Raw genomic sequence first — 20,833 nt, 5'->3', positions numbered from 1 at the left:
ATATGAAGATTTTAGTTTGTATAAAACAAGTTCCTGAAAGTAATAAAGTACAAGTCGATGAAGTTACAGGTGTATTAAAACGCAATAGTAGTGAAAGTAAGATGAATCCATATGATTTATATGCTTTAGAGACAGCATTGCGATTAAAAGAAAAATATGGTGGAAGTGTAGATGTAATAACCATGGGCCCACCGCAAGCAAAATCTATTTTATATGAAGCATTTGCCATGTCTGCTGATGAGGGAGCAATAATAACGGATAGAAAATTTGGCGGAGCTGATGTTTTAGCAACAAGTTATACTTTATCTCAAGGTATAAAATCTTTTGGTGATTTTGATTTGATCATTTGTGGATTGCAAACAACAGATGGGGATACAGCACAGGTTGGGCCAGAGGTTTCGGAAATGTTGAAAATACCATGTGTATGTAATGTAAATAAAATCATCGATGTGAAAGATAAGTCAATAATTGTAGATATGGATATGTCAGATGATATTGAACGAATAGAGATAAATTATCCATGCTTGATTACAGTGCAAAAAGATATTGTTGAACCTAGATTGCCATCGTATTTGAGAAAAAAAGCAACGGAACATAAACAAGTAAAAGTATTTACTTTAAATGATATGGTTGATAAAGATGAACATCATTATGGATTGAATGCATCACCAACAAAAGTACAGAAGATATTCCCACCATCTAGTGATAAAGTACAAGAAAAAATATCGGGAAATATTGAAGAAATAACAGATACAATTTATCAAAAATTAAAAGCTAAAAAATTTGTATTTTAATAGAGGTATGGATTATGGCAAAATTAGTTGTTCATCAAGATAAGATAAATGATATAAATGAATTGATATCTATATGCCCATTTGGAGCAATGGAAGAAAATGACGGAAAGTTAAATATCACAGCAGGCTGTAGATTATGTAGATTGTGTGTGCGAAAAGGGCCAAAAGGTGCTGTGGAATATGTAGAAGATGAGAAAAAACCTCTTATTGATAAATCAATTTGGAACGGAATAGCTGTTTATGTTGAACATGTAGGAGAAAATATTCATCCAGTTACTTATGAATTGATAGGAAAGGCAAGAGAACTTGCAGATAAAATCAATCAACCAGTTTATGCTGTTTTTGTAGGTAATAATTTATCAAATATAGCGGAAAAATTATTGCATTACAATGTAGATAAAGTTTTTGTTTATGATGATGAAGAATTAGCGTATTTTAATATTGAAAAATACACTAATGTATTTGAAGATTTTATAAAAAATAATAAGCCAACAAGCATTTTAGTAGGAGCAACACCTGTAGGTAGGCAATTAGCACCAAAAGTTGCAGCTCGTTTTAAGACTGGATTGACAGCTGATTGTACGATATTGGATATGAAATCTACAACTGACCTCGTGCAGATCAGACCAGCATTTGGTGGAAATATCATGGCAGAAATCCTCACACCAAATAATCGTCCGCAAATGGCAACTGTTAGATATAAAGTAATGGAAACGCCTGCATATAGTGAAGATATAAATGGTGAAATTGTAAATTGTAAGACGAACAATATCGATTTTGGAAGTAATATCAAGATTTTAGATGTAATAAAAAAACCTAAAGAGGAAAATATAGAAAGTGCGGATGTTCTAATTGTCGCTGGTAGAGGCATTAAGAAAAAAGAAGATTTGAGCATGCTAGAAGATTTAGCAGATTTATTAAATGGACAACTAGCTGTTACACGTCCATTAGTAGAAAATGGTTGGGCAGAGGCAAAAAGACAGATAGGACTTAGTGGGAAAACTGTTCGACCTAAATTGATTATGACATGTGGTGTGTCTGGTGCAATTCAATTTGTGGCAGGTATGAATAATGCCGAAACTATTTTTGCAATTAATAATGATGAAAAAGCACCTATTTTTAAATATGCTAATTATGTTATAGTTGGCGATATTTATGAAGTTATACCAAAACTTATAGAAAAAATAAAAGTAGGTGAAAAATTATCATGAGTTATTATAAAAAGTTGACAGCTACTGATTTGATAAAAATAAGTGGATTTGTACCAAGAAACCGTATTTTATGGAAAAATGAAATTAATGAAGAATATAGTCATGATGAATTGACAACGGAACATTATTATCCTGAAATGGTAGTAAAAATAAATAGTACGCAGGAAGTATCAAATATTTTAAAATATGCTAATGAACACAAGATAGCAGTCACTGTCAGAGGTGCAGGAACTGGACTAGTAGGAGCAGCAGTGGCATTAAAAGGTGGTATTGTTTTAGATATGACAATGATGAACCACTTTTTAGAATTAGATGAAGAAAATTTGACTTTAACAGTAGAGCCTGGCGTATTGTTGATGGATTTGGCAAGCTATGTTGAAGAAAAAGGATTTTTTTATCCTCCAGATCCTGGAGAAAAATCAGCTACAATTGGCGGGAATATAAGTACTAATGCTGGAGGAATGCGTGCTGTAAAATACGGTGTTACAAGAGATTATGTACGTGCATTAGAAGTAGTATTGGCAGATGGTAGTATTGTAGAGTTTGGCGGAAAAGTAGTAAAAAATAGTTCTGGCTATGATTTAAAAGATTTGATTATTGGTTCAGAAGGAACTTTGGGCATTGTAACAAAAATTGTATTGAAATTATTGCCTTTGCCAAAGAAAAATATCAGCTTGTTAATACCATATCAGAATTTGGAAAAAGCTATAAGAACAGTTCCTTTGATCATTAAGGCAAAAGCAATTCCTACAGCTATTGAATTTATGGAACGTGAAGTAATCTGTGATGCAGAAAAATATTTAGGTAGAAAATTCCCAGATAATCAAGCAGATGCATATTTATTGTTGAAATTTGATGGCAATAGCGTAGAAGAAATAGAAAATTATTATGATAATGTAGCCAAAATTTGTTTACAACAAGGTGCTATTGATATTTTGATTGCCGATACAGATGAACGCAGTGAAGGTATATGGAAAGCACGTGGAGCATTTTTGGAAGCAATAAAAAGCTCTACGACTTGCATGGATGAAGTTGATATCGTAGTACCTAGAAGTGAAGTAAATACTTTTGTAGAATATGTACATGAATTGCGAGCAAAATTAAATATTCGCATGAAATCATTTGGTCATGCTGGTGATGGCAATTTGCATGTATATATTCTTAAAGATGATTTAGATGATGAACAATGGCATGAACTTTTGACTTTGGCAATGGATAAAATGTATGCAAAGGCCAAAGAATTAAATGGCAAAGTATCAGGAGAACATGGAATAGGTTTGGTAAAAAAAGTATATTTAGAACAATCCACACCAAAGACGGCTATAGATTTAATGAAAAAAATAAAAGCTGTTTTTGATCCAAATAATATTTTAAATCCTGGTAAAATCTGTTAATAAAGATATCTCCTATAAAACTATATTAATAAATAGAGTAGAGCGTAGTCTCTACTCATTTTTTATTTTTGACATCTAATATAATATTTTAGATAATATAATAAGTAATTTTTTATTTTGTTTTTATTTAGGAGGATTTTCTTTGAATATATATGATGGTTTAAATCCAGCACAAGCTCAAGCTGTAGCTCATACAGAAGGGCCACTTCTTATCATGGCAGGAGCAGGTTCTGGAAAAACGAAAGTATTGACTTGTAGAATAGCTAATTTATTAGATAAAGGAGTATCTCCATATAATATTTTGGCGATAACTTTTACAAATAAAGCTGCGACAGAAATGCGTGAACGTGTAGATAGAATGATTGGCGAAAAAGCAAAATATGTTTGGCTCAGCACATTTCATTCATTTTGTGCGAAATTCTTGCGTTTTGAAATCGAAGCTTTAGGCATTTATAAGAAAAATTTTGTCATCTATGACACACAAGATGCTCAAACTTTAATAAAAAATTGTTTAAAAGAATTAAATCTTGATGAAAAACAATATGCACCATATGCAGTACAGTCAGCTATTTCCAATGCTAAAAATACGATGACAACTCCCCAAGAATATACGCAATCAGCAAGTGATTTTTTTGCTAAAAAAATTGCAGAAATTTACACTATGTATCAAGCGAATTTAATCGAAAATAATGCTTTAGATTTTGATGATTTATTGATGCTTGCAGTTAAAGTTTTAAAAGAACATGAAGATATAAAAATGAAATATCAACAGCGTTTCCAATATATTTTAGTTGATGAGTATCAAGATACAAATGGGGCTCAATATCAATTGACTTCACTTTTAGCCGGAATGTATCGCAATCTTTGCGTCGTAGGTGATGCAGACCAATCTATTTATGGCTGGCGTGGTGCTGATATCAGAAATATCATGGATTTTGAAAAAGATTATCCTGAAGCTACAGTTATAAAATTGGAACAAAATTATCGTTCAACAAAAACTATTTTAAATGCTGCTAATATGGTCATTGAACATAATCTTGACCGTAAACCTAAAAAATTATGGACGAATAATCCTCAAGGTGAAAAAATAATTCATTATACGGCAAGTGATGAACGTGATGAAGCTAGATTTATCGCAGAAGAAGCTGTAAAACAAAAGACATTATTCAATGTATCTTATGGAGATATGGCAGTATTATATCGTACAAATGCTCAATCTCGTGCATTAGAAGAAGGCTTCATGAAAGCTGGCGTTCCTTATACTATGGTTGGCGGATTGAAATTTTATGATAGAAAAGAAATTAAAGATATTTTAGCTTATTTGAGAGTTATTTATAATCCAGAAGATACAATAAGTTTAATGCGTATAATCAATGTGCCTAAGCGTTCATTAGGGGCTGTAACTATGAATAAATTAGCTGAATTTGCTGATATGTACAATATGACTTTATTTGATGCTATATCTGCTCCAGAAACGGCACCAATCACACCAAAAGCAAAACAATCTTTGGCTAATTTTGCTGAATTTATCTTAGAAATGTTGAATAATTCGGTGGTATTATCAGTTCATGATTTAATTGAACAAGTGATGCATAAATCTGGATATATTGCTGAATTAGAAAAAGAAAATACAGTAGAAAATCAGACTCGTTTAGAAAATATCAAAGAATTATTGAGCGTAGCAAGAGATTTTGAAAAGACAAATGAAGAACCAACTTTAGAAAACTTTTTAAGTACAGTGTCTTTAGTATCTGATATTGATAATGCAGATATGGAAGATGATAGAGTTACGCTCATGACTATGCATTCAGCTAAGGGATTAGAGTTTCCAGTGGTATTTTTAGCTGGCATGGAAGAAGGATTATTCCCACATGCTAGAACTTTAATGAATGAAACTGAAATTGAAGAAGAACGTCGTACTTGTTATGTAGGTATAACTAGAGCTGAGCGAAAATTATATATTACAAATGCAAAAGCCCGTATGATTTATGGTAAAGCGTTATCTTATGAACCTTCACGATTTATCAGTGAAATTCCTGCGGAATATTTAGAAGAACGTGAAGCAAAAAATAAATTTGGTATGGGTAGTATGAATAGTTATAGTTCAGGATATGGTCAAAGTGGTAGAAATAATTTTGGCAGAAGTATTTTAGGTAATAGTAATTCTACAGGTAGACCAAATTCACTTTTAGGTGGAGGCTTTGCACAAAAGTCACAAACAGTTAAACCAGCAGGTAATGTAATTCGTCCTGATTTATCCATAAAATGGAAAGTCGGTGATAAAGCTAAACATAATAAATGGGGAATTGGTACAATTGTATCTGTAAAAGGAACTGGTGAAGAAGTAGAATTGAAAATAGCTTTTCCAGGTCAAGGCATAAAAGCTTTGATGCAAAAATATGCTCCTATTATTAAAGTATAAGATTTAATCTAAAAATAAAATTTGATATAATATAAATAAGTCAGCTACTATTAACAATAAAATAGTAATAGCTGACTTATTATTTTGATAAAGATAAAATATAGAAGATAAATATAAAAATTAGATTTAAGATAGTAGAGATAGTAAAATTAATATTTGAAAAGGTGAAAATATGGAAGATATAAAAAAACAAATAGATGATTTAAAGAAAAAAATCTTATATCATAATGATTTATATTACAATCAAGATAATCCTGAAATAGAAGATGCTCAATATGATCAATTAATGCGGCAATTAAAAAAGTTGGAAGCTGAAAATCCAGAATTAATTACAAAAGATTCACCAACACAAAAAGTAGGCGGAGTGGCAAAACGTGAAGCAGGTGTTCTTGTAAAACATGATGTGCCAATGCTTAGCTTACAAGATGTATTTTCTGCTGAAGAAGTAGAAACTTTTGTAGATAATATGCAAAAAGAATTAGATAATCCAGAATTTGTAGTAGAAGAAAAAATAGATGGTTTATCTTTAGCACTTCGTTATGTAGATGGTGAATTGAAATTAGCTGTTACTCGTGGTGATGGTATTGTACAAGGTGAAGATGTAACAGCTAATGCTATGCAGATAAAGGATATTAAGAAAAAACTAAAAGAAAAATTGCCTTATTTTGAAGTTCGTGGAGAAGTATATATGACGCGAGAAGCTTTTTCCTTGGTGAATGAAAAACAAGAATTATTGGGAAAAAGATTATTTGCTAATCCTCGAAATTGTGCAGCAGGTACACTTCGCCAATTAGACAGCAAAATTACTAAAGAACGCAATTTATCCATGTTTATTTTTAATTTGCAAAAGGTAAAAGGTATAGAATTAAAATCGCATACACAGGCATATGAATTTATGCACAAACAAGGAATGAAGATTATACATTCATATAAAGTATGTAAAACTAAAGAAGAAGTTTTACAAGCTATAGAAGAAATTGGAAATCGTCGTGGTGATTTGGATTATGATATTGATGGAGCAGTTGTAAAAATAAATGATTTTGCACAAAGAGAAAAATTGGGTACAACATCTAAAGTTCCTAAATGGGCAATAGCTTATAAATATCCACCAGAAGAAAAAGAAACTAAATTATTAAATATAGAATTATCTGTAGGTCGTACAGGAAGAATTACACCGACAGCAGTATTTGAACCAGTGTGGCTCTGTGGTACAAAAGTAGAAAGAGCTACATTGCATAATCAAGATTTTATTGATGATTTAGATATACGCATTGGTGATACAATAAAAGTATATAAATCAGGGGAAATTATTCCGAAAGTTCGTTGTGTAATCAAAGAAAAACGACCTCAAGATAGCAAACCTTTTATCATTGGCGATACTTGCCCTGTATGTAATGCTCATACTATTCGCGATGATAAAGCAGATATTCGCTGTAGTAATCCACATTGCCCAGCACAGATTGAACGTTGGATAATAAATTTTGTCGGTCGAGATGCTATGGATATCAAAGGTTTTGGCATGATGTATATAAAAACTTTGATTGAAAATGGATATTTAAAAGATCCAGCAGATATATATTATTTATACAATTATCGCGATGAATTGATAGCAAAAGGATTGATTGGCAAGGAAAAAAATACTGATAAACTTTTAAATGCAATCGAAAAAAGTAAGCAAAATGCACCATGGAGATTGCTTACAGGACTGGGCATTTTGAATATAGGCAAATCAGCAAGTCGTTCCTTGATAAATCATTTTCATTCTTTTGATGATATAGCTAAAGCCACTGAAGAAGAGATAAAACAAGTAGCAGATATTGGAGAAATAAGTGCAAAACTTGTATATGAATTTTTCCATGATGAAGAAAATATTGCTTTATTAAATAAATTAAAAGAAGCAAATGTCAATATGGCAGAAGAAAAGACAGAAAAAATATCTGATAAATTCCAAGGTTTGACTTTTGTATTGACAGGAACATTAGAAACCATGGGTAGAAGTGAAGCTAGTGAAATTATTCAATCTCTAGGTGGAAAAGCTTCTGGTTTCGTATCGAAAAAGACATCTTATGTAATTGCAGGAGCAAATGCAGGCAGTAAACTTACAAAAGCGGAAAGTTTAGGTGTAAAAATCATCACTGAACAAGAATTTTTGGCAATGATCAAAGAAAATTAATTTATAAAAGAAAAGCATTTTAAAATGGAATTATCACTCAATCCATTTTAAAATGCTTTTTTGCTTAGTATTTAATTATTTTCTTTGTTGTCTTTTAATTTTTGAGATACATTGTAAATAGCAGTGAGCTCATCTTTATTGAATTGATATTTTTCACCACAGAAATGACAGCAAACTTCAGCATGACCATCATCAACTAGAGATTTTAAATCATGTTCATTTAAGCTGATGAGCACATCTTCAATGCGTTCTTTAGAACATTGGCATTTGAAGGCTAAATCTGTAGTAGTTAAATAATCAACTTTATCAAAACCTTGTAATAGTTCAGCAATAATACCACGAGCATCTAAACCATCTTTTACAATGGTAGAAACTGGGCGAATTTTAGCGAGGTTATTTTCTAATTTTGTAAGTGTTTCTTCTGTAGCATCAGGTAGCAATTGAAGGATAAAACCACCGGCTGCAGCTACTTTTAAATCAGGATTTACAAGAACACCTAATCCTACACTAGAAGGAGTTTGTTCAGAAGTATAGAGATAATTGGTGAGGTCTTCAGCAATTTCTCCAGATACTATTTCACAGCTACCTGTGATAGGATCCTTAAGACCAGTAAAACGAGTTACGGATAAAATACCTTGACCGACACCACCGCCTACATCTAATTTACCTTTTTCATTGAGTGGTAAGTCAGCATGAGGATTAGCGATATAACCGCGTACAAATCCTTCAGGATTTGCATCGGCAACGACAGAGCCTAATGGTCCATTACCATTAAATTTGATAGTTATACATTCTTTATTTTTAAGGTTTGCAGCCATTAATAAGGCACCAGTCATAGTACGACCAAGAGCAGCAGAGGCTACAGGGTAACAATCATGACGAGATACAGCTTCATTTACAAGATTAGTAGTAATAGCAGCATGAACACGAACACCATCAGCAACAGCTTTTACTAAATGATCTTTCATTATATACATATTCCTCCAAAATGATAAATAAATTTAAGTTTTAGATATAAAATAAATAATAGTATAGCATAGTTTTGAGAATTATAAAAACTAGAATTTTCTATTTTTGTGATTGATGTTTAGGTACGAAATAAGATAAGATTAAGCAAATTATACTACTACCAACTAGGATATAGTATATATTATTTAAACTATAGAATAATGCTTGGCGTAAAAGTTCATGATATTGAGGAGAAGTATTATCATAAAAATCTTGCATTGTAATATCTATTAGTGTATGAGCTTCAATAAAATCTGTTGTCGAAATATTTAATACTGCACCCAGTACAGTAACACCTATAGTTTGAGCGATTGTACGTGTTAACATATTTAAACCGACTGCGGCACCGCGTAAATTATATTTTACAGAATCTTGAACGATAAAAGTGAGTGTATTTAAAGTGCCTGAAAAACCAAAGCCAAAGAAAAATACATAAATAGATAAGTGCCAAAGTGGTGTATCTAAAGTTAATTGTGTCAATAACCAAGAGCTGAAAATTAAAATTAATGAAGAAGCCATTACGATTTTATTAGCTGAGAATTTTTTCATTAATGTAGCTATGGAAATTGAACTTATAAACCAAGAAATAGATGTGCCGATTAAGGATATACCGGCAATGGTAGCACTATATCCCATGATTGATTGAATATGAAGTGGCAAATAAACAGAACAAGCAATTAAAATAAATGAACTGATAAAAGTGATGATATTTACAATGATAGAAGACTTATTGAGAATGAATAGAGGCACAATAGGTTCAGATGTTTTAGCCTCACGCAGGTAAAAGAGAAAACCTGAAATAATTGTGATAGCTAATAAGATTATACCTAAATGAAAATCTTCGTCTAGTTTCATTACACCGCATAAAAGAGTAGCTATGGTAATGGATAATAAAATAGCTCCTAGATAATCAATTTTTGGATTAGTATTAGGTTTTTGTTCATGTACAAATTTGGCGAGTATATAAACAGATAAAAGACCAAAGGGAATATTTATAAAAAATATCCAATGCCAGGATAAATTATCTATGAGAAATCCACCGATTAAAGGGCCGATGAGGCCAGCAATGCCCCAAATCGTACTGATAGCTCCTTGGATAATAGAGCGTTCCTCTAGGGTGAAAATATCGCCTATCATCGTGAAGCCAATGGTAAAAATAGCACCAGCACCGATGCCTTGAATTCCACGAAAGACAATTAATTGATACATACTTTGAGCTAATCCGGATAATAAACTACCGACAAGGAAAATAGAAATACCGATCATAAATATGCGTTTTCGACCATAAAGGTCAGCTAATTTGCCATAAATGGGAGTAGATATAGCTGAAGTCAAAAGAAATATAGAAAATATCCAACTAATCATTTTAAAATTGTGCAAACTTTTTACAATTACAGGTGCAGCAGTTGAGACGACGACTCCTTCAAATGCAGCTAAAAATATTGCAATTAAAAAAGAAACTGCAATTTTTTGTTTAGTTTTATCCATATGTATAAAATCACCTATTTTTTTATTAATTTTTAACTATTATGCCATTTTATCATAGAAGATAAAATAAGTCAGCTAGATTTTATGGGTAAAAGTAACAATACTATTCAATCATCGTCTAAAATATGATAAAATGTAAACAGTTTATTTTGAAAATGGGGTGAAGATATGAAAGTTACTAGAGAAGATGTAGAAAATGTAGCTCTTTTGTCTCGTCTTAGTATTAAAGAAGAAGATATGGATAAAAATATAAATGAGCTTAATGATTTTCTTGAATATGTAGATAGATTACAACAAGTAGATACAGAAAATGTAGCTCCTACTGCACACGTATTGCCTGTACAAAATGTATTCCGTGAAGATGTAGTGAAACCTTCCCTTGATCGTGAATTGGCATTATCTAATGCTCCACAACAAGAAGATGGTTATTTCCGTGTACCTAAAATTTTAGAAGAATAATTTGTTTAAATTAATTTTATTAATTTGAGGAGGCTTTTACGTGAGTTTATTTGAAAAAACAGCACATGAATTACATGATATGCTTGTAAATAAAGAAATTTCTGCTGTAGAAATTACAAAAGATGTACTTTCTCGCATGGAAGTTACTGATGATAAAGTAAAAGCATATATCACAAAAACTGCTGATTATGCTCTTCAACAAGCAGAAAATGTTGATGCTGATATCGCTGGCGGAGCAAAAATCTCTGTTTTAGCAGGTATACCAGCAGCTATAAAAGATAATATTTGTACAAAAGGTTTAAAAACAACTTGTGCATCTTATATGCTTGAAAATTTTGTACCACCATATAATGCTACAGTAATGGATAAAGTTTTAGCTCAAAAACCAGCATTACTCGGTAAATTAAATATGGATGAATTCGCTATGGGTGGTTCTACAGAAAACTCTGCGTTTTTTGCTACGCATAATCCATGGAATTTAGACTGCGTACCAGGTGGTAGTTCTGGTGGTAGTGCTGCTGCTGTTAGTGCTGGTAGTGCTATTTGGGCATTGGGCTCTGATACTGGTGGATCTATTCGTCAGCCAGCATCTTTTTGTGGTGTTGTTGGTTTAAAACCTACTTACGGTCGTGTATCTCGTTATGGTTTAGTAGCATTCGCTTCTTCACTTGACCAGATTGGCCCTGTGACTCGCGATGTAACAGACTGTGCTCATGTGATGAATGTGATTGCAGGTCATGATGAAAAAGATTCTACATCTATCAATAGTGATGTTCCTGATTATACAAAATCCTTAGTAAATGATATAAAAGGATTAAAAATCGGTTTACCAAAAGAATATTTTATCGATGGTATGGACGAAGATGTAAAAAAAGCTATGAATACAGCTATCGAAGATTTGAAAAAACTCGGTGCTGAAATCGTAGATATTTCTTTACCACATACAGATTATGCTATTTCCACATATTATTTAATAGCTCCAGCAGAAGCTTCTACAAACTTATCTCGTTATGATGGTGTAAGCTATGGCTCTCGTGTAGATGGTGAAGACATTGTTTCCATGATGACAAATACAAGAACTGCAAAATTCGGTCCAGAAGTAAAACGTCGTATTATGATTGGTAACTATGCTTTAAGTGCTGGTTATTATGACGCTTATTATTTAAAAGCATTAAAAGTTAGAACACTTGTAAAACAAGACTTTGATAATGCTTTTAAAAACGTAGATGTTATTTTGGCTCCAGTAGCACCAACACCTGCATATAAAATTGGCTCAATGGCAAATGATCCATTAAAAATGTATTTGATGGATATCTTCACTGTTCCACTTAACTTAGCAGGTCTTCCAGGTATTTCTATTCCTTGCGGCAGAAGCAAAGATAATATGCCTATCGGTATGCAGTTTATTGGTCGCCCACTTGATGAAGAAACTATTATTCGTGCAGCATATACTTATGAAGTAAATCATGATTATGCTAATAAAATTGGTCAGGGGGTAGAATAATGAAATACGAAGCAGTCATTGGTTTGGAAATTCATAGCGAATTAAAAACTAATACAAAAATTTTCTGTAGCTGTGCTACTTCCTTTGGTGCAGACCAAAATACACATGTTTGCCCTGTTTGTCTTGGTCTTCCAGGTGTATTACCTGTTGTCAATAAACGTGTAGTAGAATTTGCTATCAAAGCAGGTCTTGCACTTAATTGTACAATTAATAAATTCAGTAAATTTGATAGAAAAAATTATTACTATCCAGATTTACCAAAAAACTTCCAGACTTCTCAGTTTGATTTACCAATCGCTGAACATGGTTATGTGGATATCGAAGTAGAAGGCAAAACAAAACGCATTCGCATCACTCGTATTCATATGGAAGAAGATGCTGGTAAACTCGTTCACTCTGGTACTACAATCAAAGATTCTAGTAGCTCTAATGTTGACTATAATCGTACTGGTGTACCACTTATTGAAATCGTATCTGAACCAGATATGCATTCTCCAGCAGAAGCTCGTGCATATATGGAAAAAATAAAATCTATTTTACAATACATTGATGTATCCAACTGTAAAATGGAAGAAGGTAATTTACGTGCCGATGTAAACGTATCTCTTCGTCCAGAAGGTAGCGATAAACTTGGTACAAAAGTTGAAATGAAAAACTTGAATTCCTTCAAAGTAATCGAAGATGCTTTAGAATATGAAATTGAACGTCAAAATGAAGTGTTAGAAGATGGAGGTATCTTAGTACAAGAAACTCGTACTTGGGACGATGGTCGTGGAATTACACTTTCTATGCGTAGCAAAGAAAAAGCTCAAGATTATCGTTATATGCCAGAACCTGACCTTGTGCCAATTGTTACAACTGATGAACAGATTGAAGCATATAAAAAAGAACTTCCTGAATTACCAGATGCAAGAAAAGCTCGTTTAGTAAATGAATATGGTCTTCCTACTTATGATGCGGAAATCATCACTTCTACTCGTGCTATGGCTGAATACTTTGATGCTGTTGTAGATGCTGGTGCTGATGCAAAACTCGCTTCTAACTGGATTATGGGTGAATTGTCCAAGCATTTAAATGCTAATGAAATGACTATTGAAAATTCTCCAGTATCTGCTCAAAATTTAGCAAGCTTAATTGGCTTAATTGGTAAAGGTACAATTTCTTCTAAAATAGCAAAAACTGTATTTGAAGAAATGTGGACAAGTGGAGATACTCCAGAAAAAATCGTAAAAGATAAAGGTTTAGTACAGATTACTGATACAAAAGCAATAGAAGAAATTGTAGATAAAGCAATTGCAGATAATCCCAAAGCTGTTGCAGATTATCCAAAATCTATGGGCTTTTTAATCGGTCAAGTAATGAAAGCAAGTAAAGGTAAAGCAAATCCTGGTCTTGTAAATAAAATGATAAAAGAAAAATTGGGTTAATTACCATTTAATTAATAAAAGCTATTGTGTTAAAGAATTTTAACGCAATAGCTTTTTGTTTTGAAATATGATAGATAAAGTCTTTTATAAAAAATTTGACAAATTGTCAGTTAATAGTGATAATAGTAAAATATATATGGTTTATCTAAAGATTTATTTGTATAGGAATGTAATAAACAATGAAAAATATATATTGGGCTGCCATAAATTCTGTACCAGGTATAGGTAGTAAAACGCTTCGCCAACTTTATAGATATTTTCATGACGGCGAAACAATATGGACAGCAACAAGAAAAATGTTAGAACAAAGTAATTGTTTAGGCAGTAAAACATTGTCTGAATTGATAGAATTTAGACAGAAAATATCTATAGATAAATTAGCAGCACAACTAGAATTTTATAAAATTAAAGTCTGCATAGAACTAGATGAAGATTATCCAAAGTTATTAAAAGAAATATATGATCCTCCTTTTATTTTATATTATCAGGGAGAATTACCTAAAAAAGAAATTTGCATAGGTATAGTAGGATCAAGGACACCAACGACTTATGGAAAACAAATAGCAGAAAATATGGCTAAAGAATTGGCTGAATATAATTTTATAATAGTCAGTGGAGCTGCAAAAGGTATAGACACAAAGGCACATATAGGGGCCTTGAAAAAAGGTAAAACTATTGCCGTTTTAGGTTGTAGTTTGGATATTGTTTATCCTAAAGAAAATAAACAACTTTTAGAAACTATAGCACAAAATGGTGCTGTAATATCAGAGTATCCATTAAATACATTGCCAAAACCAGGAAATTTTCCAGCTAGAAACAGAATTATTACAGGTTTGTCAAAGGGCATACTAGTAGTTGAAGCTGCTAAAAAGAGTGGTTCATTGATAACAGCGGAATTTGCTTTAAGTGAAGGGCGAGATGTATTTGCCATACCAGGAAATATTTATTCCCAAAAGAGCGAAGGTTGCCATAGCTTGATAAAACAAGGTGCTAAATTAGTTACAAAAGTAAATGATATTGTAGAAGAATATACTTCTATAAATAATCAGCAAAATGTATCCAAAGAAACACAAATAGATTTAGGTTTTTCCATGACAGCAGAAGAACAACTTATATATGATAATTTATCATTTACAGAGCCTAAATGTATTGATGAAATCATATACAAATTGAGAATAAATGTTTCGAATATATCGTTTATTTTATTGCAGATGAAATTGAAGGGACTAGTCAAAGAAACAAGTCCAAATTTTTATATAAGAGCAATCAGGGAGTGCTTTGAATGAAGAAAAAAACGCTTGTAGTAGTAGAATCGCCAACTAAAGCAAAGACTATTGAAAAATATTTAGGCAATAAAAAATATACAGTAATGGCTTCTATGGGACATCTTCGTGATTTACCTAAAAGTCAATTTGGTATAGATGTAGAAAATGATTTTACTCCTAAATATATCAATATTCGAGGAAAGGGAGATTTGATTAAATCTTTGAAAAAAGAAGCTAAAAAATCAGAAAAAGTGTATTTAGCATCTGACCCTGACCGTGAAGGCGAAGCTATTGCTTGGCATCTATCTCATATTTTAGGAATTGATGAACATGAAAAATGTAGAATTGTATTCAATGAAATAACAAAACCTGCTATTCAAGAAGCAGTAAAAAATCCTAAGGAAATAAATATTGATAGGGTAGATGCTCAACAAGCACGTCGTATGCTTGACCGTATTGTAGGTTATAAATTAAGTCCACTTCTTTGGAAGAAAATTCGCAAAGGTTTAAGTGCAGGACGTGTACAATCGGTAACAGTAAAATTAATTTGTGACCGTGAAAAAGAAATTCAAAAATTTGAATCAGAAGAATATTGGACAGTTGATTTTAAATTTAAGAAAAAACCTCGTTCTAGTATGTTTGGGGCAGAATTAGTAGCTATTGATGATAAAAAATTGATGATTTCTGCTAAAAAAGAAGATGTAAAAATTGCGTCTAAAGAACAAGCAGATAAATTGTGCAGTGATATTGAAAAAATTACTTTTAAAGTGGTTGAAATAAAGAAACGTCAACGTCATCGCAAGGCTCCAGCACCATTTACAACGAGTAGTTTACAGCAAGATGCTGCTAGAAAATTAGGTTTTACTTCACGTAAGACAATGATGATAGCTCAACAACTCTATGAAGGTATCAGTCTAGGTAGAAAAGGGCCGACAGGTTTAATAACTTATATGCGTACAGACTCTACGCGTATTTCGGAAATAGCTTTAAATGAAGCTAGAAATTATATTGAAGAAAATTTTGGCAAAGAATATTTACCAGAAAAACCATATATTTATGCAGCAGGTAAATCTTCACAAGATGCTCATGAAGCAGTGCGTCCAACAAATGTTTCCTTGAGTCCAGCTACAGTTGAAGAATATTTGAGCAAAGAACAGTTAAAGCTCTATAAATTAATTTGGCAACGCTTTTTAGGTTGTCAGATGTTACCTGCTAGTTATGATGTTATGAGCGTAGCTATGAAAGGCGATAAATATTTAGCAAAAGCTACTGGTTCACAGTTAAAATTTGCAGGTTTTACCGCTGTATATAATGATAGCGATAATAAAAAAGAAAAAGATGTCATCTTGCCTGATTTACAAGAAGGAGATGAATTATCTATTCAAAAATTAGAGGCAATGCAACATTTTACAGAACCACCTGCTAGATATAATGATGCTTCTTTAGTTAAAACCTTGGAAGAAAGAGGTATTGGTCGTCCTAGTACGTATGCACCGATTATTGAAACTATTTTAGCTAGAGGTTATGTAGTTCGCAGTGATAAGAAATTTGAACCAACTGATTTAGGTTTTGTAGTAGTAGATTTATTGGAAAAATATTTTAAAGATATTGTTGATGAGAAATTTACTGCTGATTTGGAAAATAAATTAGATGAAATAGCAGTAGGTAAAATTCAAAAAAATACTTTGCTTGAAGAATTTTACGTTCCATTTGAAAAAACATTAGAACATGCAGAAGAAGAAATCGGCGAAGTGGAAGTGCCAGATGAAGTTTCTGATGTACAATGTGAATTATGCGGTCGCATGATGGTCATAAAACAAGGTCGCTATGGTAAATTCTTGGCATGTCCAGGTTTTCCAGAATGTAGAAATACAAAACCTATTTTGAAAGATACAGGCGTTAAATGCCCTAAATGTGGTGGTAAAATCATTGAACGCCGTACACGTCGTGGCGTAGTATTTTATGGTTGTGAAAATTATCCACAGTGTGATTATGTATCATGGGATATGCCACTTACAAGTAATTGTAAAACTTGTGGTTCATTCTTATTTAGACATCGTTTTAAAAATGGAAGAACTATTTTATATTGCAGTAATGATGATTGTGCTACAAGAAAAGAAGATACTCCTATAAATAAGGAAATTAATAAATTAAAAGAAAAAATTCAACAGCAGACTGCTAAGAAATTAGCAGAATTAGCACAAAAAGAAGCAAAGGCAAAAGAAGAAAACGAAAATAAAGAGCATAAAGAAGAAAACGAAGCATAGATAAAAAATAAGAAAGGAAATTTTGCGTGAAAAAAGTTATTATCGTAGGTGCTGGCATGGCTGGCAGTGAAGCAGCATGGCAAGTGGCTCAAAGAGGTATAAAAGTAGATTTATATGAAATGAGACCAGAAAAATCTACACCTGCACATAAAACAGAAAAATTTGCTGAATTAGTATGTAGCAATTCCTTGCGTGGTGCAGGACTTGAAAATGCTGTAGGTTTATTAAAAGAAGAGATGCGACAGCTGAATTCTATTATCATGGAATCTGCTGATATAAATCGTGTACCAGCAGGTGGAGCTTTAGCTGTAGATAGAGAAGGTTTTAGTCAATATATTACAGATAAAGTAAAAAATCATCCTAATGTTACTGTGATAAATAAAGAGATAGAAACAATACCTCAAGAAGATGATGCTATTACAATTATTGCCAGTGGTCCATTGACTTCAGAAGTATTAGCAAAATCCATTGGTGAATTGACAGGTCAGGATTATTTTTACTTTTATGATGCTGCGGCACCATTAATCAGCAAAGAGTCTATTGATATGAGTAAAGCATATCGTGCTTCTCGCTACGGCAAAGGAACAGCTGATTATATTAACTGTCCTATGGATAAAGAAGAATATGAAAAATTTTGGCAAGAATTGACAACAGCAGAGTTGGCACCAATTAAAGAATTTGAAAAAGCTAAGTTTTTTGAAGGATGTATGCCTGTTGAAGAAATGGCTCGTCGTGGTATAGATACTTTGCTATATGGACCATTAAAACCTGTAGGTTTAGAAGATCCTAAAACAGGAAAAAGACCTTATGCTGTTGTGCAACTTCGTCAGGATAATGCAGCAGATAGCTTATATAATATAGTAGGTTTCCAAACTCATTTAAAATGGCCAGAACAAAAACGCGTATTTGGTTTAATACCAGGACTTGAAAATGCTGAGTTTGTGCGTTATGGTGTGATGCATAGAAATACATTTATTAATTCTCCGGAATTATTGCGACCAACTTTGCAATACAAAGATAGAGATGATTTATTATTTGCAGGGCAGATGACAGGCGTTGAAGGATATATAGAATCCGCAGCTTCTGGTCTTGTGGCAGGTGTTAATGCAGCGTATTTAGCCAAAGGAGAAAATCCAGTGATTTTCCCAGAGCAAACAGCTCATGGCTCTATGTGTAAATATATCACTTCTGCTGTAGCAAAACATTTTCAGCCAATGAATGCTAATTTTGGTTTAATGCCACCTTTAGAAGAAAGAATTCGTGATAAAAAGTTAAAAAAACAAAAAATAGCTCAAAGAGCGTTAGAGTTTTTAGCAAAATTTAAAGAAGACGTATTGAAATTATCTTAAAAAAACTGATATTATGAATATAGCCTATAAATGGAGATGATATTATGGAAAATTTTAAAGCAACCACTATCATAGCAGTAAAAAAAGATGGTAAAACTGCTATAGCTGGTGATGGACAGGTTACTTTTGGGCAAGCTGCTATCATGAAAGCAAATGCCCGCAAAGTACGTCGCTTATATAACGGTAAAGTTTTAGCAGGTTTTGCAGGTTCTGTTGCCGATGCTTTTACTTTATTTGAAAAATTTGAATCTAAATTAATAGAATATCATGGTAATTTAACTCGTGCGGCAGTAGAGCTTGCTAAAGATTGGCGTACAGATAGAGTACTTCGTAAATTAGAAGCATTATTACTCGTTGCTGATGAAAATACAATGTTATTACTTTCTGGTAATGGTGAAGTAATTGAACCAGATGGTGATGTTGCAGCTATTGGTTCTGGTGGATTTTATGCACTTTCAGCAGGTCGTGCATTGGTAAAACATTCTAATTTGACTGCAGCTGAAATTGCTAAAGAAGCTCTTACTATTGCTGCTGATATCTGTGTATATACAAATCACAATATTATAGTGGAAGAATTAGATAAATAAAGGAGAATAAATTCATGAAATTGAATGAACAAATTCCTCGTCAAGTCGTAGAAGAATTAGATAAATATATTGTAGGACAGTCACAGGCAAAGCGTTCCGTAGCTATTGCACTTCGCAATAGATGGCGTAGCCGTCATCTTCCAGAAGATATGAGAGATGAAATCATTCCTAAAAATATCTTGATGATTGGTTCTACTGGTGTAGGTAAAACTGAAATTGCAAGACGTTTAGCAAAACTTGTAAAAGCACCTTTTGTAAAAGTTGAAGCTACTAAATTTACTGAAGTGGGTTATGTAGGTAGAGATGTAGAATCCATGGTTAGAGATTTAGCTGAATCTGCTGTACGTATGTTAAAACAAGAAAAATTAGAACAGGTACAAGATAAAGCTAAAGAAATGGCTCAAGAACGTATTTTAGATATTTATGTTCCAGAACCAAAATCCAGCTCAGTATCTAATCCGTTAAGTGCTATTTTTGGTGGAGCAAATAAAGAAGAAGAAAATAAAGAAACAGTGGAAGAACCAAAATATTCTGCTGGTAGAGAATGGTGCAGAAAACGTCTTTTAAAAGGCGAATTAGAAAATGATATTATTGAAATTGATGTTGAACCAAAAGCTGCTCCTGTAATTGGTATGTTTGCAGGTTCTGGCATGGAAGACATGAGCAATAATATTCAAGATATGATTGGCAATCTAATGCCTAAAAAACGCAAAAAACGTAAAGTTACAGTTGCTCAAGCAAGAGAAATCTTTACACAAGAAGAAGCTCAAAAATTATTGGATATGGAATCTATTGCCCATGAAGCTATTGAACTTGCAGAACGCAATGGTATCATTTTCTTAGATGAAATTGACAAGGTTGCTGTAAAAGGTGCTTCTTCTGGACCAGATGTATCTCGTGAAGGTGTACAGCGTGATATTTTACCAATAGTTGAAGGTTCTACAGTATCTACAAAATATGGACAGATGAAAACAGATCATATTTTATTTATCGCAGCAGGTGCTTTCCATATGGCAAAACCTTCTGATTTAATACCAGAGCTTCAGGGACGTTTCCCAATTCGTGTAGAATTGACTTCTTTGAATGAAGAAGATTTTAAACGTATTTTGACAGAACCAACAAATGCATTGTTAAAACAATATAAAGCACTACTTGCTACAGAAGGTGTTTCCATTGAATTTACAGATGATGCAATTGAAAGATTAGCCCAAGTTGCTTGTGAAGTAAATGAACAAATGGAAAATATTGGAGCAAGAAGACTTCATACAATCATGGAAAAATTATTGGAAGATTTATCTTTCGAAGCACCAGAATTGGAAGATAAAAATGTAGTAATTAATGCTGAATATGTAAATGAAAAACTTGGTGGAATTGTTAAAAACCGCGATTTGAGCCAGTTTATTCTTTAATTTAATAAATATTGTACAAAATTCAAAAAAATGTAAAAATTTTCCTTTAAAATAACTTATGGATATGATAGAATAA

Annotated in this window: 15 protein-coding genes; 13 read left to right on the top strand and 2 right to left on the bottom strand. The window is 32.5% G+C overall.

All coding sequences use genetic code 11. The annotated features are described in order from the left end of the window. The first annotated feature begins 2 nt into the window (after positions 1 to 2). The 5 genes from Q5I67_RS07325 to ligA all read left to right on the top strand — a co-directional run bounded on the left by Q5I67_RS07325 (position 3) and on the right by ligA (position 7,994). Positions 3 to 794 (top strand): electron transfer flavoprotein subunit beta/FixA family protein, encoded by a 792-nt coding sequence (locus Q5I67_RS07325; protein ID WP_015562590.1) that lies wholly within the window; start codon positions 3 to 5, stop codon positions 792 to 794. A 14-nt stretch (positions 795 to 808) separates the two neighbouring features. Next, positions 809 to 2,005, top strand: a complete 1,197-nt coding sequence (locus Q5I67_RS07320; protein WP_302486888.1) for an electron transfer flavoprotein subunit alpha — start codon at positions 809 to 811, stop codon at positions 2,003 to 2,005. Further along, positions 2,002 to 3,399 carry an FAD-binding oxidoreductase gene (locus Q5I67_RS07315; protein WP_227152583.1) on the top strand — a complete coding sequence of 466 codons (1,398 nt, stop codon included), beginning with the start codon at positions 2,002 to 2,004 and terminating at the stop codon, positions 3,397 to 3,399. Before Q5I67_RS07320 ends, Q5I67_RS07315 begins: the two co-directional genes overlap by 4 nt. Positions 3,400 to 3,541: 142 nt before the next feature. Continuing rightward, positions 3,542 to 5,821: a DNA helicase PcrA gene (pcrA, locus tag Q5I67_RS07310; protein WP_302486887.1), complete on the top strand. Its 2,280-nt coding sequence runs from the start codon at positions 3,542 to 3,544 to the stop codon at positions 5,819 to 5,821. A 172-nt stretch (positions 5,822 to 5,993) separates the two neighbouring features. Continuing rightward, on the top strand, positions 5,994 to 7,994 hold the full coding sequence (gene ligA / locus Q5I67_RS07305) for an NAD-dependent DNA ligase LigA (RefSeq protein WP_302486886.1): 2,001 nt from the start codon (positions 5,994 to 5,996) through the stop codon (positions 7,992 to 7,994). Positions 7,995 to 8,065: 71 nt separating this feature from the next. Here ligA and hslO read toward each other — a convergent pair whose 3' ends face one another. After that, positions 8,066 to 8,962, bottom strand: coding sequence for an Hsp33 family molecular chaperone HslO (hslO, locus tag Q5I67_RS07300; RefSeq protein WP_302486885.1), 897 nt, complete (start codon positions 8,960 to 8,962; stop codon positions 8,066 to 8,068). 100 nt (positions 8,963 to 9,062) lie between these two features. Next, entirely contained in the window at positions 9,063 to 10,490 is a 1,428-nt protein-coding gene (locus Q5I67_RS07295) for an MDR family MFS transporter (protein WP_296899774.1), read from the bottom strand. Positions 10,491 to 10,658: 168 nt separating this feature from the next. On the opposite strand from Q5I67_RS07295, the gene gatC reads away from it, so the two are divergent. From gatC to hslU, 8 genes are all read left to right on the top strand, one after another. Further along, positions 10,659 to 10,949, top strand: coding sequence for an Asp-tRNA(Asn)/Glu-tRNA(Gln) amidotransferase subunit GatC (gene gatC, locus Q5I67_RS07290; protein WP_302486884.1), 291 nt, complete (start codon positions 10,659 to 10,661; stop codon positions 10,947 to 10,949). 40 nt (positions 10,950 to 10,989) lie between these two features. Next, positions 10,990 to 12,453 carry an Asp-tRNA(Asn)/Glu-tRNA(Gln) amidotransferase subunit GatA gene (gene gatA, locus Q5I67_RS07285; protein ID WP_302486883.1) on the top strand — a complete coding sequence of 488 codons (1,464 nt, stop codon included), beginning with the start codon at positions 10,990 to 10,992 and terminating at the stop codon, positions 12,451 to 12,453. Further along, entirely contained in the window at positions 12,453 to 13,880 is a 1,428-nt protein-coding gene (gene gatB, locus Q5I67_RS07280; protein ID WP_204920884.1) for an Asp-tRNA(Asn)/Glu-tRNA(Gln) amidotransferase subunit GatB, read from the top strand. Before gatA ends, gatB begins: the two co-directional genes overlap by 1 nt. Positions 13,881 to 14,059: 179 nt before the next feature. Continuing rightward, positions 14,060 to 15,166 (top strand): DNA-processing protein DprA, encoded by a 1,107-nt coding sequence (dprA, locus tag Q5I67_RS07275; protein WP_302486882.1) that lies wholly within the window; start codon positions 14,060 to 14,062, stop codon positions 15,164 to 15,166. Beyond that, a complete protein-coding gene (topA, locus tag Q5I67_RS07270) occupies positions 15,163 to 17,412 on the top strand; it encodes a type I DNA topoisomerase (protein ID WP_302486881.1) in 2,250 nt (749 codons plus the stop codon). Before dprA ends, topA begins: the two co-directional genes overlap by 4 nt. Before the next feature lie 26 nt (positions 17,413 to 17,438). Further along, positions 17,439 to 18,761, top strand: a complete 1,323-nt coding sequence (trmFO, locus tag Q5I67_RS07265) for an FADH(2)-oxidizing methylenetetrahydrofolate--tRNA-(uracil(54)-C(5))-methyltransferase TrmFO (protein ID WP_302486880.1) — start codon at positions 17,439 to 17,441, stop codon at positions 18,759 to 18,761. A 44-nt stretch (positions 18,762 to 18,805) separates the two neighbouring features. Beyond that, positions 18,806 to 19,348 (top strand): ATP-dependent protease subunit HslV, encoded by a 543-nt coding sequence (gene hslV / locus Q5I67_RS07260; RefSeq protein WP_296896733.1) that lies wholly within the window; start codon positions 18,806 to 18,808, stop codon positions 19,346 to 19,348. A 14-nt stretch (positions 19,349 to 19,362) separates the two neighbouring features. After that, positions 19,363 to 20,757, top strand: a complete 1,395-nt coding sequence (hslU, locus tag Q5I67_RS07255; RefSeq protein WP_296896731.1) for an ATP-dependent protease ATPase subunit HslU — start codon at positions 19,363 to 19,365, stop codon at positions 20,755 to 20,757. The last annotated feature ends 76 nt before the right edge of the window (positions 20,758 to 20,833 follow it).

The sequence above is a fragment of the uncultured Megamonas sp. genome (assembly GCF_958438645.1).
In the GTDB taxonomy this organism is placed as follows: domain Bacteria; phylum Bacillota; class Negativicutes; order Selenomonadales; family Selenomonadaceae; genus Megamonas.
Note: the sequence above shows the minus strand (reverse complement) of the source record. Positions and strands in the feature narration are given on the sequence as shown.

Bases quoted from the DNA above. Each gene is read 5' to 3' on its own strand.
- Q5I67_RS07325 (WP_015562590.1), top strand. From the start codon at position 3: ATGAAGATTTTAGTTTGTATAAAACAAGTTCCTGAAAGTAATAAAGTA.
- Q5I67_RS07320 (WP_302486888.1), top strand. From the start codon at position 809: ATGGCAAAATTAGTTGTTCATCAAGATAAGATAAATGATATAAATGAA.
- Q5I67_RS07315 (WP_227152583.1), top strand. From the start codon at position 2,002: ATGAGTTATTATAAAAAGTTGACAGCTACTGATTTGATAAAAATAAGT.
- ligA (WP_302486886.1), top strand. From the start codon at position 5,994: ATGGAAGATATAAAAAAACAAATAGATGATTTAAAGAAAAAAATCTTA.
- hslO (WP_302486885.1), bottom strand. From the start codon at position 8,962: ATGAAAGATCATTTAGTAAAAGCTGTTGCTGATGGTGTTCGTGTTCAT.
- Q5I67_RS07295 (WP_296899774.1), bottom strand. From the start codon at position 10,490: ATGGATAAAACTAAACAAAAAATTGCAGTTTCTTTTTTAATTGCAATA.
- gatC (WP_302486884.1), top strand. From the start codon at position 10,659: ATGAAAGTTACTAGAGAAGATGTAGAAAATGTAGCTCTTTTGTCTCGT.
- gatB (WP_204920884.1), top strand. From the start codon at position 12,453: ATGAAATACGAAGCAGTCATTGGTTTGGAAATTCATAGCGAATTAAAA.
- dprA (WP_302486882.1), top strand. From the start codon at position 14,060: ATGAAAAATATATATTGGGCTGCCATAAATTCTGTACCAGGTATAGGT.
- topA (WP_302486881.1), top strand. From the start codon at position 15,163: ATGAAGAAAAAAACGCTTGTAGTAGTAGAATCGCCAACTAAAGCAAAG.
- hslV (WP_296896733.1), top strand. From the start codon at position 18,806: ATGGAAAATTTTAAAGCAACCACTATCATAGCAGTAAAAAAAGATGGT.
- hslU (WP_296896731.1), top strand. From the start codon at position 19,363: ATGAAATTGAATGAACAAATTCCTCGTCAAGTCGTAGAAGAATTAGAT.